The organism is Streptomyces sp. 3214.6, assembly GCF_900129855.1.
In the GTDB taxonomy this organism is placed as follows: Bacteria; Actinomycetota; Actinomycetes; order Streptomycetales; family Streptomycetaceae; genus Streptomyces; species Streptomyces soliscabiei.
On the sequence record NZ_LT670819.1, the window covers coordinates 8,581,094 to 8,596,776 of the forward strand.

A 15,683-nucleotide genomic window follows, 5' to 3' on the forward strand; every position below is an offset into this window, starting at 1 on the left:
CGATCCGTGCGGCGGAGCCCGCTCAGGGCAGCGCGGCGGGCCGTGGCGACGGTGTTCGCCGCCCAGGGAGCCGCGGTGGCCGCGGTGTCCACCACGGTGCCCGCCGTCAAGGAGCGTCTCTCGCTCTCTCCGCTGACGATGACCGTGCTCGTCGTGGCCGTCGCGTTGAGCGCGGGCGTCGGCAGTTTCGCCGGACCGGCCGTGATCCGACGGCTGGGACCCGTGGGCGCCATGCGGGCCGCCGTCGTGACCGCCGCCACGGCCCTGCTGCTGATCGGCCGGGCTCCCGACGAGGCCGTGGCCGCGGTGTCCTACGGGTTGTTCGGCATGGCGCTGGGCTGCAACGACGTATCGGCGAACACCCGGGCCGCCGCCGTCGAACGCCACTACGGGCGGAGCATCTTCGCCTCCTTCTACGCCGCCTGGAGCGCAGCGGGCGTCGCCGCCGCGCTGGTGACCGCGGGCACCGCTCGCCTTGGTTGGCCCGCCGAGTACACCCTGACCGCCGAGGCCGGCCTCGTCCTGGCCCTGGCCCTGACCGTCCGAGCGCACGAGCTTCCCGTCGACGCACCACCCGTCGACTCGCCACCCGCCGAGTCCGTGGTGCACGGACGCGGACTGTGGATCGAGCTCGCCCCGTTCGGCCTGGTCCTCCTGGTCGCCTACGTCATCGACTCCACCGTCTCGTCGTGGTCGACGCTCTACCTCCACCAGACCCTGGACACCGCTCTGTCCCTCGCACCTCTGGCGTATGCGGCCTACCAGGTCGGCACCGTCACCGGGCGGGCCTGCGCCGACCACCTCGTACGGGCCGTCGGTCCGGCGGCCGTGATCCGTGCCGCCCCCCTGCTCACGGCCATGGCCCTGGCCGGACTGGCGGCCGCCCCCACCTGGCCGTACGCCGTCCTGGCCGCCGCGTGCACCGGGCTCGGGGTCTCCGCGCTCGTCCCCCTGTGCCTCGCCTCGGCCGGGCGTCTGCGACCGGCGGCGACCGAATCGGTCCTGGCCCGTATGAACGTCTTCAACTACCTGGGGGTGCTGGCCGGCGGGGCCGCCAGCGGAATCCTCGGGTCCACCGGCCACTTCCGGCTCGCCTACGGGATACCCGCCGCACTCGTCCTCGCCCTCCTGGCGACGGCACGGTCCTTCCGGCTGGCCGCCCAGGCCCCCTCTCTGACCGCGGGGACCATTTCCCGCTGAACTGCGGGTGAATAAGTTCCTTTCAGCCCTTCAGGAATGGGATCGCGAACGGCTGGAAAAGGAATCTGGTTCATGGGAAATATCCAGTACGACACATGCGTGATCGGCGCGGGACCTGCCGGGCTGGCGGTCGCCAGAGCGCTGGCGGAGCGGAATCTGCCGTACACGCATCTGGAGCGGCACACTGGGCCCGGCGGGATCTGGGACATCGACAACCCCGGTAGCCCGATGTACGAGTCGGCCCATTTCATTTCCAGCAGAACCCTCTCGGGCTTCGGAGGTTTTCCCATGCCCGACGCATTCGCCGACTATCCCCCACACCGGCAGATCCTCTCGTATCTGACGTCCTTCGCCGACGCCTATGAACTGACGGAGCGCATCCGGTTCGGCGTCGAGGTCGAAGGCGTCGAGAAGAACGCGGACGGCACCTGGACGGTCACCCGCGCCGACGGACAGCGGACCGTGCACGGCCAGGTCGTGGTGTGCACCGGCGCCCAGTGGCACCCCAACGTCCCGGAACTGCCCGGGAACTTCACCGGAGAGGTCCGCCACACGGTCGGCTACCGCAGCGCGGAGGAACTGCGCGGCAAGCGGGTCCTGGTCGTGGGAGCCGGAAACTCCGGCTGCGACATCGCCTGCGACGCGGCCCGCAGCGCCGACCACGCGGTGATCAGCATGCGCCGCGGCTACTGGTTCATCCCCAAGCACCTCTTCGGCCGCCCGGTGGACACCATCGCGAGCGGCGGGCCGCACCTGCCGATGTGGCTCGCTCAGCGGGTCTTCGGCACCCTCCTGCGGATCGTCAACGGCGACCCGACGCGCCTTGGCCTGCAGAAACCGGACCACAAGCTGTTCGAGACGCACCCCGCGATCAACTCGATGCTGATCCACCACCTTCAGCACGGCGACATCACCGCCAAACCGGGGATCGCCCGCACCGAGGGCAGAACCGTCCACTTCACGGACGGCACCCGCGACGACTTCGACCTGATCCTGCTGGCCACCGGCTACGTTCACCGAGTGCCCGTCGCGCAGAAGTACTTCGGCGACGAGCAGCACCCCGACCTGTACCTGTCGTCGTTCTCCCGGGAACACCAGGGCCTGTGCGGAGTCGGCTTCGTCGAGACCAACTCCGGCGCGTACCGGCTCTTCGACACCCAGGCCCAGCTGATCGCCGGGCACATCCACGATGTCGCGCACCGGCTGCCGAACGCCGAGCGGTTCGCCGGCATGATCCGTACCGACCGTCCGGACCTGTCCGGCGGCATCAGGTTCGTCGACTCGCCCCGGCACACCGGCTATGTCGACAGCACGGCCCTTGTGAAGCACCTCGCGAGGATCGCGGCCGACATGGGCTGGCGCACCGAAGGCCGGCCGCCGCGCGCTCGGTCCCCGCGGGGCGTGGAGGCCGTGTCATGAGCGGATTCGACTTTCATGACAAGGTCATGCTGGTGACCGGCGGCGCCGGCGGGATCGGCAGCGCGATGTGCCGTCGCTTCGCCGCCGGGGGCGCCCGCTGCGTCGTCGTCGACCTCGACGAGGCCCGCGCGAAGCAGGTCGCCGTCGGACTTCCCGGTCCCGGCCACACCGCCATCGGCTGCGACCTGGTGGACCGGGCCCAGGTGGAGCGCCTTTTCGACCAGGTCGCCGACGGGTACGGCCGCCTCGACGCGCTCGTCAACAACGTGGGAATGACCAGCGCCGAACGCTTCGACGTGCGCAGCGTCGAGAGCATCGAGAAGGAGATCACCCTCAATCTGACCTCGCCGCTGGTCGCCACCAGGATCGCGATCCCGCTGCTGCGGGCCTCGCCGGACGCCCGTGTGGTCACCACCGTCTCCCTCGGCGGGATCTTCCCGCTGGGCGAGACCCCCATCTACACGGCCTCGAAGTTCGGACTGCGCGGGGCGATGCTCGCCCTCGGGCTCGACCTGAGGAGCAAGGGCATCCTCGCCGGGTCGGTGCTGCCGTCGGCGACCGACACCCGGATGCTGCGTCAGGAAGCCGTGGACGGCGGGAACTCCATGCAGTTCCAGGACCCGCCACAGCAGCCCGCCGACGTCGTGGCGGCCGTGGTGAGCCTGCTCGACAAGCCCCGCCTGGAGGCCTACCCGCGCACCGGTGAGTCCCGTCTGGTCAGGTTCGCGATGCTGGCGCCGAACCTGTTGCCGAAGGTGTTCCCGCTGTTCCGTAAACGTGGTGAGCGCGGCATGGCCCGCTATCTCGAGGAGCTGCGCCGCCGTGGACTGGCCCGGCAGGTCGACGGACGCTGGGAACTGGTGGAGGAGAAGTGATGTTCACCGAGAGCCCCGCCACGCTGAACGTCGTCAACCCGGCCACCGGGGAGCTGATCACCACCGTGCCCGCCACGAGCGCCGAGGACGTCGCCAAGGCTGCCGAGCGGGCCGAGCAGGTCTTCGCGTCCGGCGTCTGGTCGCGGCTGCCGGTCCGGGAGCGCGGCGCGGTGCTGCTGCGACTGGCCGACCTGATGGAACGCGACGCCGGGATCCTGGCCCGGCTGGACAGCGAGGACGCTGGAAAGCCGATCACGGAGTGCCTCACCGGCGACGTACCCGGTGCGGTCGAGTCGATCCGCTGGTTCGCCGAAGCGGCCGACAAGGTGTTCGGCAGAGTCGCCCCCGGAGGCGGACACGAGCGCCTCGGCCTGATGACCCGGGAGCCGGTCGGGGTGGTGGCGGCGATCCTGCCCTGGAACTACCCGCTGGCCATGTCCGCGTGGAAGGCCGGTCCCGCCCTCGCCGCGGGCAACAGTCTGCTGCTCAAGCCCGCCGAGGCGACCCCGCGCTCGGCCCTGCACCTGGCCGGGCTGGCCGCCGAGGCCGGCCTGCCCGACGGTGTCCTCACGGTCCTGACCGGCCACGGCTCCGTCACCGGCGCCGCCCTGGCCCGCAGTCCCCTCGTGGGCGCCCTGTCGTTCACCGGCTCCACCGAGACCGGGCGCCGCATCCTCAAGGACGCGGCCGACAGCAACTTCAAACGCGTCTCGCTGGAGATGGGCGGCAAGAGCCCCCAGGTGCTGATGGCCGACGCGCTCGCCTACGGGGACGAGCTCATCGACCACATGATCGAGGCCGCGTTCCTGACGATGGGGCAGAACTGCACGGCCGGTTCCCGCGTCCTGGTCCACCACAGCATCGCCGACGAGGTACTGGAGCGGTTCACGACCGCCGCGAAGAGCCTGGTCATCGGTGTTCCGGCGGACCCTCGCACCCAGGTGGGGCCACTGATCGACCGGGCGGCCTTCGACCGGGTCGCGGCGGCGGTGGAAGCGGCCCGGGCCGGTGGAGCCCGCGTCCACACCGGAGGGCTGCCGCACGGCCTGCCGCAGCGCGGGGCCTACTACCCGCCCACCGTGATCACCCACGCGCCCGACGGCAGCGACGTACTCACCAGGGAACTGTTCGGCCCCGTCGTCACCGTCCAGACCTTCACCTCCGAAGAGGAGGCGACGCATCTGGCGAACGCCACCGAATACGGGCTCGCCGCCTCCGTATGGACCCGCGACCTCGACACCGCCCTCCGGTTGGCACGCGGCGTCCAGGCCGGCGTGGTCTCCGTCAACGCCTACAGCGAGGGCGACATCACCACACCCTTCGGCGGCTGGAAACAGTCCGGGTTCGGCGGCGTGGAGAAATCGACCGACGCCTTCGACCAGTGGACCCGGCAGAAGACCGTCTGGATCCGCACCCGCTGAGAGTCCGCGTTTCTGGGCGAGCCGATGCGCAGGTGGCCGGCATCGACGCCCTCGCCTGCGGTATGGGCTCCCTGCTGCCCGCTACTGCTCCTCTTCGTCAGTGAGGTCGTTGATCAGCGGGACCAGGAGGGGGTGGACGGCGAAGCCGGACGCGGGACCGGGGCCCGCCTCGTACTTCGCTTCGAGGACCGTGACCGCCGAGTCCGGGATCGTCCCGACATTCCTCATCAGGGTGGCGATCCGGGTGACGGGCTTGGTGAAGCCCCGGAGGGTGCGGTCCTCGGGGTATTCGCAGATGTCGTAGACACTCCTGGCGTCGGCGACACCGTTCATCTCGGCGGCGTACTTGATCACGGCCACCCGGTCTCCGCGGCCTTCGTAGGTCAGCCGGTCGAAGAGCTCCTGGAGCGTGCTCGCGGTCCAGCCTCCGTAGGTCTCCTCGGTGCCGATCCGCTCCACCCGTTCGATGTCCTCGACGGATCCTTCCTGTAGACGGACCTCAAGGATCGGCGCGGCGACCTCCAGGAACCGTTTGGGGCTGAGCATGAAGAGCCGGCCGCCGCCGCGGGTCCTCAGTTCCTCGGTCAGTTCCGGCCGGGGACCGCGGTTGAAGCCCTGCTCCTTGCGCCACCAGTCCTCCTTGGCGTCCGCCGTCACGAACAGGACGTCACAGCGGCGGCGGGCCGACTCGCGCAGGATCTGCTCCCAGATGAGATAGTCGGCGGCGGCCCCCACGCCTTCCTTGGCGTTGTCCATGTAGCCCGGAGGCAGACGCTTGTCGACCCGGCGCATCCCCTCCGCGATGGCCTTGTCGTAGTCGGCCTGACTCAGCGGGGCACCGACGTGACCGTCGAGACCGGGCTCCAGTCTGGCGATGACCGGGTCGGTGCTCGTGTCCTGGGTGATGTTCTGCCACTCGCCGTCGCCCACCTTGACGATCGTCTCCTGCACGTCGTCGAAGACCTCGTTCAGCTGACTGCGCAGCCGTTCGGTCTCCTCCTCGGGCAGGGCGACGCGATTGGCCCAGGTACGCAGGGTCCGCTCCGCCTGGGCCGCGTGACCGGCCATGTCCTCGGCGGCTTGCGCCCCGGACGACCGCGCGTCACTGAGGGTGCTCTCGCGGTTCCGCCAGAATTCCACGAGGACCTGGTGAGGAACCCACAGCCGGTCCTCCAGCGCGAGGAGCGCGTCCAGCAGGTCGCCCCGGGCCTTTTCGGTGTACCGGTACAGGTTCAGCAGCACGTTGGCGTCGGGGGCGACCAGTCCGCGGGTCAGTACGGTGGTGAAGTCGTCGGTCGTGGGAGTCCGAAAGGCTCCGAAGTCGTCGAAAAGCCCTCGACCGTCCGCGCCCTCGGTCATGCCACTCACTCTGAACCACCCCTGTCCGCAACCGACTTACCCCTGGCGATCCTAGGACTGCGGGCAGGGAGGGGAGCGGCGAACGGTCGGATGCACGATCAGCAGGTGACACGGTGCCGTCAAAGGGCGCGTAGCAGCCAGGTCAGTTGCAGTTCGCGGGCGGTCAGGCCGGATATCTCGCGGAGCTGGTCGGTTTCGGCTCCAGGGGGCAGTTCGCCGGCGAGAGTGAGGGCCGCTGCTGCCGTTTGTGGGCGGGCGCCGAGGGACGCTCGCAGGTGGTAGGACCGGCGCAGCTGGGCGATGCCTTGTTCCCGGTCCCGTTCCAGGAGGTGGGCGCCGATGTGGCGTACGGCGTAGGACTCCAGCAGTGCGTCGCCATGCTCCTGGGCGTGCCCCAGCGCCTGTCGATAGGCCGTTTTGGCAGCGTCGGGATCCTTGTCGATGTTGTCGGCGAGCACTCCGAGCCAGAACGTGGCCCAGCCGGTCAGCCGTGGGTCGGCCGTGGCGGTGGTGAAGTCCTCGCGAGCCCGCTGGAAGTCTTCGGGGAGCGGGTCCAGGCTGAACAGCAGCCGGGTGTAGCGGATCTGCGCGGAAAGGAATCCGGCGAGTACGGGGTCGGACGGCTGGAGTGCGCTGACCGCCTCCTCGGCCGCCGCGGCCCCGTCCAGCCTCCACCAGTGGCGGTCCACCAGGATCTCGGCCCGCTCCGCCACCGCGTCCGTCGGCAGGAGGGCCAGCGCCTCGTCCCACCGGCCCATACGGTGCAGCATTCGCGCGACGGCGGTTGAGCCGTCCATCATGTAGGTGGCATCATTGGTCATGATGCCTACTCTTCAGGCGTGGGAGGTAGGTGGTCAAGTGCGTTACGTCGACTACATCGGGAATCTGACCCGACTCGCGGTCGAGATCGTCAACGGCGACGACCCGAGCGAGTTGCGCCGGGAGATGTTTCTCCAGCACCGGATCGTCGAACCGGACCCCGAGCGGCTCGGCGAGTTCCTGCCCAGGCTGCTCGGCGCGGTGGAGGCCGCATCCCAAGGCGGGCCGCTCGGCCCCGTCAATGCCCTGCTGGAACAGCACCCGCCGCTTGTCCGGGTCGACGACCACAACGGCGAAGGCGCGCCACATCTGCACTTCGCTCCCAACGGCGAGGACGCCGTGAGCTGGCTCGGGCGCAGTTGCTCCGCGGCACTCGCGCACGTCGTCTGCGGCGACCCGGCCGTGACGATCGGCCGCTGCCACGCTGCCGACTGTGAGCGTTTCTATGTCGACGACTCCCGCAACCGCACCCGGCGGTTCTGCTCCAATGCCTGCGCCAGCCGGACCACCGTCGCCGCCTACCGTGCCCGCCGCAAGGCTGGACACTGACCCGTCGCGTGGCGGCCTGTGGGCCGACGCTGCCTCCCGCCCTGATCGTGACGGCGGAGGCGGACGTCGTACGGGACGAAGGCGAACAGCACGCCCGCCTGCTGCGACAGGCCGGCGTCCCGGTGACCGCCGTCCGCTACCTGGGGACCGTGCATGACTTCGTGTCCCTGATTCCACTGCGGGACAGCCCGCCGACCGTGGCGGCGATCAGGCAGGGCGGCCCCTTCCTCAGGGATGCTCTCGCCGACCGGAGTTGAACGGCCGGCAGCAGCGGTTGCGCATGTCCTGAGAACGTTCGGCGGATCCAGGTCACATCCGGGCGTACGGCTCGGCGGACAGCGTCTCGAACGGGAGCCGGACGGTGGTGGCCGTCCCGGTGTCCGCGTTGGACGTGCGCAGGGCGGTCACTTCCTCCGCCGTCAGCGCGCGCCGCACCAGGCGGAACTCGTCCAGGGAGCCCTTGAGCCGGTCGTGGCCGTCCGGCCTTGCGCCCAGATGCAGACCGAGCACGGCGAAGCCGTCCTCGTACGTCACCGAGCCGGCCGGAGCCGGCGCTTCGCCGGGCGGCCCGCCGTCCACCGACAGGCTCAGCTTCCCGCCCGAACGCTCGAGTACCACGTGGTGCCAGGCGCCGTCCCCGAAGGCGTAGGCCGCGCTGCCGTCGCCCGCGTAGACGGTGGTGGTGGCCGTGTCGGTCTGCAGCACCGCGGCGAGCCGGTCCTGGCCTGGCTGGGCCCGCAGCCACACCTGCCGTTCGGCGGCGCCGACGCCGTACGCCCAGAAGACGACCTGGTTGGCGCTTGTCTGGCCGGCCGTGTAGCGCAGCCATGTCGCCACGGTGAAGTCACGGGAGCCGAGGATTTCGTCCGCGCCGTACGGCAGCTCGACGGAGTCGTCCGTGCCGTCCAGGGGGAGCCCCGCCCCGAACCTGCCGCCTCCCGCCGTAGCCGCGGGACGCGCTCCGCCCCGTACGAAGGCGTGGTTGCAGTGCACCGAGGAGTCCGGGGTGGCCGGGCCAGCTGCCGGCCTGACCACCTGGTGGGCCTGGGTGTTGCCGTTCTCCATGGACCACGACAGGGCGGGCCTGTCGGCCGGGTAGCCGCCCGAGGAGCCGACGACGGACTGCGCGATTCTCGTCAACTCGTCCGTTGTGAACGCCCGCTTGTAGAGCCGGGCGTCGTCCAGGGAGCCGGTGAACACATCGAGGTTGCCCGGCTTGGAGCCGACCCTCAGCCCCTCCGGCGTCGTGGTGGAGGTGAGCGTGCCGGACAGCCCGGTTGCCTCGGCGGACGTGGTCGCGTCGACGCTCAGCCGCAGTGTGCCACCGCTTCGGGTGACCGCCAGCAGATGCCAGGCGCCGTCCCCGAAGGCGGCCGACGGGCCGGTGTCCCCGAGTGCCACCTGCACCGCACCCGCGGGTGTCTCGGCCCAGGCGAGCAGCCGCCGCTGGGACGGCTGCGCCCGCACCCACAGCGAGGGCTCGCCCGTGACCGAGCCGTAGGCCCACAGCAGCGCGGCGTTCGCGTCGGCCCCGGTCAGGGTGTGCCGGAACCACAGGGTGTAGGTGAAGTCACCCGATCCGACGTCGAGGGCCGGCAGATAGGGGACCTCGACGCCAGGTCGGGACGCCGTGACGGAGATCGCGCCCTTGCCGACCCGGCCGGCCACCTCGGCGGGCACCCCGCCGAGCAGGGTCCCGTCGGCGCAGTGTCCCGAGACGTCGTCCTCGATCGCGACCGAGGTCAGCGCGGGTACATCGGCCGTGTCGACGACCTGGAACGGCAGCCGCACACCGAGTGAACCGTCTGCGGAAGGGGCCGCGTTCGCCGTGCGCAACTCGGCGAGCTGGGTCTGCGTCAGAGCGCTGCGGTACATGCGGAACTCGTCCAGGCCGCCGCTGAAGGGGTCACCGGCCGCGCTGTCGGGCTTGGCCCCGAGCCGGATCCCGTCGACGCCGTCCACGCGGTCGGCGCTGACCGACCCGGCCACCCCGGTGGCCTGCGCCGACGACGTGCCGTCCACCGAGAGCGTGATCCGTCCTCCGCTGCGCACCAGCGTCAGCTGGTGCCAGGCGTCGTCGCCGAAAGCGGTGGACGGGCCGGGGTCGGTCAGGGCGACGGAGGCGCCGCCGCCGGTGCCCTGCACCCAGGCGTACAGCCGGTTCTGGCCGGGCTGGGCGCGCACCCACACCTGCGGTTTCGTCGCGCCGTACCCGTAGGCCCACATCAGTACCCGTTGCTGGGTCTCGCCGGGCTGCGCCCGGTACCTGAAGAACAGCGAGTAGGTGAAGTCGCCGTCGCCCGGGTCGATTCCCGGCGTGTACGGCACGTCGGCGTACTCACCGGTGGCGTCGAGGGCCAGACCCTGGCCCCAACTGCCGGTGCCGAGCGCCGAACTCCCGGCGAGATAGGCGTCGTTGGCGTCCGGCGTGGTGTCAGGGGTGGTGCGTCCCGCGGCCTGGGAGGCCTGTGGGTACACCGCGCCGGTGAAGGTGCCCGGCACGCCGGCCGCCGCCGGGGTGAAGCGGTTGAAGTAGATGTTGGCCGCGGAGAAGCCGTCGCCGCCCTCGTAGACCAGACCGATCTCGCCGTCGGTCAGCTCGACCAGGTCCGAGTAGCCGGCCCGCTTGGCGTTGATCTGCGCGGCGTCGTGCCAGGTGGTGCCGCGGTCCGTGGAGTAGCGGATCCGCATGTTCTGTCGGTCCGTCGGGTGCGAGGGAGCCGACAGGACGAGCGTGTCACCGGGCGTGGCCCGGTAGGTCTGCTCCAGCGCCAGGACCGACGCCTGCACCTCGGGCGTGGTCAGCGAGGGCACGACCTGCTGCGCGGGCACGGTCGCACCGGAGTCGGTGCTGACGGCGTGCGTGCGGTGCCCGGACGAAGAGCCGTTGTTGTTCCGGGCGTTGATGTAGACATTCCCGTTGTCGAGTTCGGCGACGGTGGGTTCGCCCGGCGACATCCCCGGCCCGGCGGAGTCGGCCGTGGCGCTCGCGAACCAGTCGTCGCCGTTGTCGCTGTAGAGCACCCCGACGAGCTGGGGATCCTGACCGGGCTGTGGCGGGGACTCGTACGCCCCCACCACCAGCCGGCCCGCCTTGTCGCCGCGCTTGAGCTGGATGCCGTGCGCGGGGCCGGTGCCGAACCAGCCGTCCTGCGGGTTCGACAGCCGCGGCAGCGCCTTCGGCGCACCGAAGGTCAGCCCGTCGTCCGTGCTGCGCTGGACCCGCGGCAGCCGCTTGCCGCCCGGCACGGCCGGTTCCGACGTGGAGAGCAACTGGACGTCGCCGGTGCGCAGGTCGGCCACGGGGGAGGGGTTGCCGCGCGTGTAGGGCGTCTCCGGGTCGGTGTCGCTGCCGGCGAGCACCACGCGGACGGGGCCCCAGGTGCGGCCGCCGTTGGTGGAGCGGCGGACGACGACGTCGATCGCACCCCGGTCGGCGCAGGAGGGAGAGCGGCGGGCCTCCGCGAAGGCGAGCAGGGTGCCCGCCTTCGTACGGACGATCGTGGGTATGCGGAAACAGCCGTATCCGGCGGTTCCGGAGCGGAAAAGGATCTGTTCGTTTCCGATGAGAGCGTCGGCCGACGGCTGTGTACCGCCGGCGGCGGCGGGCGGAGCGACGGCTCCGAGGAGGATCAGGGGCAGGGTGACGAGGGCGGCGCCGAGGGCGCGTACGCGTAGCCGGGACACGGCGGTGCAGACCCTTTCTGGTGAGGTGAGGACCTGGCCTCAGCGGACCGCCGCGGGCGGCGGAGGCGGCGGGGGCCTGCCGACCGGCGGGCCGCCAGGGCCTCCTTTACGGTGTGATCACTTGGCCGGGGGGTTGGGCAGCTTGCCGCCCCGGAAGTCCGGCGCGTCGGCCTCGGCGCGCAGGGCGCCGAGTGAAGAGGTCTGCTGGACCTGGTAGATGCGGGTCTGGTTGTCGGCGGTACGGAAGGTGTAGGCCCAGGTCGGGCCGGTGGCGTTGGTGTAGGTGAAGGCGGTCGGCTCGGTGGCCGAGGCTTCGAAGCTCACCTGCTGCCAGGCGCGCCAGGCGCCGCTGCCCTGGGTGGTCTCGCCGGTGTTGTGGACGGTGCCGTCGGCGCCGCGGACGACGATCTCCGTGAGGCCGGTCAGCGGGGAGATGACGGCGCTGGGGGAGCCCTGCGCGGTGATCCCGCCGATGGTGTCCCACGTCCCGTACGCGCCGCCCTCGGCGGACTGGGCGGTGGTGACCACGTTGCCGCTCGCGTCCGTGGCGAAGACGCGCATGCGGTAGCCCGGGTAGACGACGACCGACGGGGTGCCCGTGACGGCCTGGGCGCCGAGGGCGGTCCATGCCGAGAGGGTGCCGTTCTCCTTGAAAAGGGCCGTGGAGAGGGTGCCGTCGGCTTTCCTGCCGAAGAGCTGGATGCCGTCGCGCACACTGACGGCGGTGAGGGGGCCGGTGAAGCCGGTGCCGGAGAGCGGCATCCAGCCCATGAAGTCGACGTTGGCGCGCTGCTGGATGCGGTACCAGGGCTTGCCGCTCGCGTCGAGGGCGAACTGGGTCATGAGACCGGTGGGGGTCTTGCCGGTGACCGCGTGCTGCTGCATGGCGCCGGCCAGATCGATCCAGTTGCCCCAGTCGGCACTGCTCACGGCGCTCTGGTTGCGCTGCCAGACGCTGCCGGAGGTGTTGTGGGCGGTGACGACGACGCGGCCGTCGGTGTGCTCGGAGAGCGAGGGCCGGCCGGTGAAGGCCTCCTGTCCGGAGATCACCGTCCACTGGGCGCCGTTGATGTCGGCCGGGTCGGTGCGGCCGTGGACCAGGCGGCCGATGTTGTCGGTGTAGGCGAGCTCCAGCTTGCCGTCGGACGCCTGCATGACGGAGTTGGGGGTGTACGACTCCAGCGGCACGGGCGTCGCCGCGGGCGTGTGGTTGACGTTGAGCCTGCAGATGTCGGGCGCCGCCGAGACCGAGACGTAGCCGGCCCAGCCGGACGCCTCGACCTGCTTGTTGTACACGGCCCAGTCGCGGATGTCCTCGTCGAAGCGGTAGTACGTGACCGCGCCGCCGCCCTTGACGCGGAACAGCGTGTCACCGCCGTACGACGGCATGAACTTGGTGTCGCTCCAGTCGGCGGCGGACTCCAGCACATGGCGTTCGATCCAGCGCTGGCTGGTGTAGTCGTAGCGCGAGCGGTAGAGCTTGCCGTCGGTCGCGTCACGGCCGTAGACGACGCCGCGCTCGCCCGCGTAGATGGCGTCGTAGTTCCAGCCCTTGTCGACGATCTTGCCGCTGCCCTCGACGAACTCGTTGGCGGTCGCGTCGTAGCGGTACCAGCGCAGGTCGTTGGTGGCGCCGGAGACCGTCCATATGTAGCCGCCGCGGTCGATGGCGATGTCGTCGATCCGGTCGGCGGCCCTGAACTGGGCGAAGCTGGAGCTGATCTTCCGGTGGTGGACGTCCCAGGTGTTGCTGGAGCTGATCCGGTGGCTGTAGTACAGCCCGTCCGACTTGATGCCGTAGAAGGTCGCTCCAGGGCCGGCGAGCATATGGCCGTAGCCGGTCCAGGTGGTGTCGATGGTGCTGCCGGCGGGCAGGGCGTTGCCGACCGCCGGATCCGGCATGTCGGTTCTGTTGAGCTTGCCGGCGGAGTCAAGGGTGTAGGTGACCCCATTGGAGCCGCAGGTCAGTGAGACGGCCGCCGCTGCGGGAGCGGAGGGCAGCGCGCCGGTGAGCGGCAGGGCGGTCGCCAGGGCCGTGGCCAGAGCAGTGGCGGAGATCAGTGCGCGAGGTGAAATCCGGTTCATGACATGGACGTTAAGCGTCCGACGGTGAACGCTGCCGTTTCAGTCAGGTGAACAAACGTCTTCAATAGGGATCTTGAAAGTGAACTGATGGACTCAACTGACCCTGTGTGATGACTAGTTGACGGAACAGTCCCTGACCCCGGTGCCCGGTGAACGGCAGGTGAGGGCCCGGGGAGGCGGGATGCCCCTCCCCGGACACGGCGATCACATGTGTGGGGCGGGGTGGCGTCAGTCAGCCGTGGGCAGGCTGCGTCCGGTGAAGTCCGGGGTCTCCCGGACGGCCTTCGTCGTGGAGAGGGCCGCGGTTTGCTGGACCGCGTAGAACCGGGTCTGGTTGTCCGCGGTGCGGAAGGAGTACGCCCAGGTCGGGCCGTTGGCGTTGGTGTAGGTGACGGCCGTGGGCTCGGTGGCGGAGGTCTCGAAGCTGGACTGCTGCCAGGTGCGCCACACTCCGCTGCCCTGGGTGGTCTCACCGGTGTTGTGGATGTAGCCGTCCGTACCGCGGACGACGATCTCGGTGAGGCCGGTCAGCGGGGAGATCACGGCGCTGGGGGAGCCCTGCGCGGTGAGCCCGACGACCTGCGTCCATTCGCCGTACGCCCCGCCTTCGACGGACTGGGAGACGGTGACGACGTTGCCGTTCCCGTCGGTCGCGAAGACGCGGATGCGGTATCCGGGGTAGACCACGGCGGACGGGGTGCCGGAAATGGCCTGCGCGCCGAGCGAAGTCCAGGCGGAAAGCGTGCCGTCCGCCTTGAACAGCGCGGTGCTCAGGACGCCGGAGGCGTTCTTGCCGAACAACTGGAGGCCGTCCCGCACCGTCACCGCCGTGAAGGGACCGGAGAAGCCGGTGCCGGACAGCGGCAGCCAGCCCAGGAACTCGCCGTTGGCCGCGGTCTGCAGGCGGTACCAGGGTGCGCCGTTCGCGTCGGCCGCGAACTGCACCAGCTGTCCCGAAGGCAGCTTCGCGGTGGTGGCATGCTGCCGCATCGCGCCGGCCTGGTCGTTCCAGGCCGCCCAGTCCGCACTGGACTTGGCGACCTGGTTGCGCTGCCAGACGCTGCCCGAGGTGTTGTGCGCGGTGACCGAGATCCGTCCGTCCGCCTGCTCGACGAGCGAGGGCTGACCGGTGAAGGCCTCGTTGCCGGAGATGGTGGTCCACTGCACGCCGTTGACGTCGGACGGGTCGGCCATGCGTCCGTGGACGAGCCGTCCGATGTTGTCGGTGTAGGCGAACTCGACGGACCCGGTGGAGGACTGCATCACCGAGCCACGGCTGTACGACTCGAGTGGGATGGCCGGGGACGCGGGCGTGTGGCTTGCGGCGATGCCGCAGTTGTCCGGTGCGCCCGAGACGCTGAGCAGGTTCTGCCAGCCGGAGGTGCCGATCTCGACCCGGTTCACCGGCCAGGATCTGGTGTTCTCGTCGAACCGGTAGTAGAAGAGCTGGCCGGTGGAACTCTGGACACCCATCAGGGTGTCACCGCCGTTGGACGTGATGCTCTTGAACTGGTGCCAGTCGCTGGAGCTGACCAGCACATGGCGCTCGATCCAGCGCTGGCTCGTGCTGTCGAAGCGGGAGCGGTAGAGCTTGCCGTCCGCCGCGGCACGGCCGTAGATCACACCGTCGTCCGCTGCGGTGATCAGGTCGTAGCGGTTCCAGCCCGTGTCATGGAGGAAACTCGTGTCGGCCGGCGTCCAGGCGCCGCCCGAGCCGTCGTACCTGTACGAGTAGAGGCTGCCGTTGTCGAGCAGCACCCACATGCGGCCGGAGCGGTCCACGGTCACCTGGTTGCGGTCCGCGGCATCGGCGAGCCAACCGAACGCAGTCGTGATCTTCCGAGGACTCACCGCCCAGGCACCGGTGCTGACGTCACGCCGGCCGTACCAGGTGCCGTCCGACTTGAGCAGGTAGAACTTGCCGTCCGGGCCGGAGATGACCAGCGGATAGTTGTTCCAGCTGGAGCCGATCGTGGTGGGGCTGAGATATCCGCCGGCGCCGTTGATCGGCGACTTGAGCTTGTACTCCAGCAGGGAGCCGGCGCTGTTCACGCCGTACGTCGGGCCGTTGGTCCTACAGGTCGCGGCATCGGCGGCGTGCGCCGTGCCCGGCGCGGCGATGAGCAGCGGCAGTGCGGCCGCCGCGGCGGCCGCCATGGCCGTGAGGCGAGCGGCTCTGCCGCGCGTGAAGAGGGTCATGGCGGGTCCTTTCAGAGGGATGTCAGCGGGCCGCGGGCAGGCTGCGCGCAGTCGCCGTCGTGCACTGAAG

10 protein-coding genes and 1 pseudogene are annotated in these 15,683 nt (G+C 70.4%); 6 read left to right on the forward strand and 5 right to left on the reverse strand.

Annotation, left to right across the window (positions count from 1 at the left end):
- Positions 1 to 42 precede the first annotated feature (42 nt).
- The 4 genes from B5557_RS38755 (at position 43) to B5557_RS38770 (ending at position 4,915) form a co-directional block, all read left to right on the forward strand.
- Positions 43 to 1,200: an MFS transporter gene (locus tag B5557_RS38755; RefSeq protein WP_231976143.1), complete on the forward strand. Its 1,158-nt coding sequence runs from the start codon at positions 43 to 45 to the stop codon at positions 1,198 to 1,200.
- A 72-nt stretch (positions 1,201 to 1,272) separates the two neighbouring features.
- Positions 1,273 to 2,619, forward strand: coding sequence for a flavin-containing monooxygenase (locus tag B5557_RS38760; protein WP_173877782.1), 1,347 nt, complete (start codon positions 1,273 to 1,275; stop codon positions 2,617 to 2,619).
- Positions 2,616 to 3,494: an SDR family NAD(P)-dependent oxidoreductase gene (locus tag B5557_RS38765; RefSeq protein WP_079663871.1), complete on the forward strand. Its 879-nt coding sequence runs from the start codon at positions 2,616 to 2,618 to the stop codon at positions 3,492 to 3,494. Before B5557_RS38760 ends, B5557_RS38765 begins: the two co-directional genes overlap by 4 nt.
- Positions 3,494 to 4,915, forward strand: a complete 1,422-nt coding sequence (locus B5557_RS38770; protein ID WP_079663872.1) for an aldehyde dehydrogenase family protein — start codon at positions 3,494 to 3,496, stop codon at positions 4,913 to 4,915. Before B5557_RS38765 ends, B5557_RS38770 begins: the two co-directional genes overlap by 1 nt.
- 81 nt (positions 4,916 to 4,996) lie before the next feature.
- Here B5557_RS38770 and B5557_RS38775 read toward each other — a convergent pair whose 3' ends face one another.
- Entirely contained in the window at positions 4,997 to 6,274 is a 1,278-nt protein-coding gene (locus B5557_RS38775) for a PIN-like domain-containing protein (protein WP_079663873.1), read from the reverse strand.
- Between the two features lie 119 nt (positions 6,275 to 6,393).
- Positions 6,394 to 7,095, reverse strand: a complete 702-nt coding sequence (locus tag B5557_RS38780) for a hypothetical protein (RefSeq protein ID WP_079663874.1) — start codon at positions 7,093 to 7,095, stop codon at positions 6,394 to 6,396.
- A 37-nt stretch (positions 7,096 to 7,132) separates the two neighbouring features.
- On the opposite strand from B5557_RS38780, the gene B5557_RS38785 reads away from it, so the two are divergent.
- A complete protein-coding gene (locus B5557_RS38785) occupies positions 7,133 to 7,642 on the forward strand; it encodes a CGNR zinc finger domain-containing protein (RefSeq protein ID WP_079663875.1) in 510 nt (169 codons plus the stop codon).
- 29 nt (positions 7,643 to 7,671) lie between these two features.
- A pseudogene (locus B5557_RS38790) lies at positions 7,672 to 7,899 on the forward strand (alpha/beta hydrolase); the annotation flags it as partial.
- 52 nt (positions 7,900 to 7,951) lie between these two features.
- Here B5557_RS38790 and B5557_RS38795 read toward each other — a convergent pair.
- From B5557_RS38795 to B5557_RS38805, 3 genes are all read right to left on the reverse strand, one after another.
- Positions 7,952 to 11,329, reverse strand: coding sequence for a sialidase family protein (locus B5557_RS38795; protein WP_079663876.1), 3,378 nt, complete (start codon positions 11,327 to 11,329; stop codon positions 7,952 to 7,954).
- 117 nt (positions 11,330 to 11,446) lie between these two features.
- The gene (locus B5557_RS38800) at positions 11,447 to 13,414 is read right to left on the reverse strand and encodes a tachylectin-related carbohydrate-binding protein (protein ID WP_079663877.1); all 1,968 of its coding nucleotides are present in this window, start codon (positions 13,412 to 13,414) and stop codon (positions 11,447 to 11,449) included.
- A 228-nt stretch (positions 13,415 to 13,642) separates the two neighbouring features.
- The gene (locus B5557_RS38805) at positions 13,643 to 15,613 is read right to left on the reverse strand and encodes a tachylectin-related carbohydrate-binding protein (protein ID WP_079663878.1); all 1,971 of its coding nucleotides are present in this window, start codon (positions 15,611 to 15,613) and stop codon (positions 13,643 to 13,645) included.
- Positions 15,614 to 15,683 lie beyond the last annotated feature (70 nt).

Excerpts from the sequence above, each read along its gene's own strand:
- B5557_RS38780 (WP_079663874.1), bottom strand. The coding sequence starts at position 7,095 with ATGACCAATGATGCCACCTACATGATGGACGGCTCAACCGCCGTCGCG.
- B5557_RS38800 (WP_079663877.1), bottom strand. The coding sequence starts at position 13,414 with ATGAACCGGATTTCACCTCGCGCACTGATCTCCGCCACTGCTCTGGCC.
- B5557_RS38770 (WP_079663872.1), top strand. The coding sequence starts at position 3,494 with ATGTTCACCGAGAGCCCCGCCACGCTGAACGTCGTCAACCCGGCCACC.
- B5557_RS38805 (WP_079663878.1), bottom strand. The coding sequence starts at position 15,613 with ATGACCCTCTTCACGCGCGGCAGAGCCGCTCGCCTCACGGCCATGGCG.
- B5557_RS38765 (WP_079663871.1), top strand. The coding sequence starts at position 2,616 with ATGAGCGGATTCGACTTTCATGACAAGGTCATGCTGGTGACCGGCGGC.
- B5557_RS38760 (WP_173877782.1), top strand. The coding sequence starts at position 1,273 with ATGGGAAATATCCAGTACGACACATGCGTGATCGGCGCGGGACCTGCC.
- B5557_RS38775 (WP_079663873.1), bottom strand. The coding sequence starts at position 6,274 with ATGACCGAGGGCGCGGACGGTCGAGGGCTTTTCGACGACTTCGGAGCC.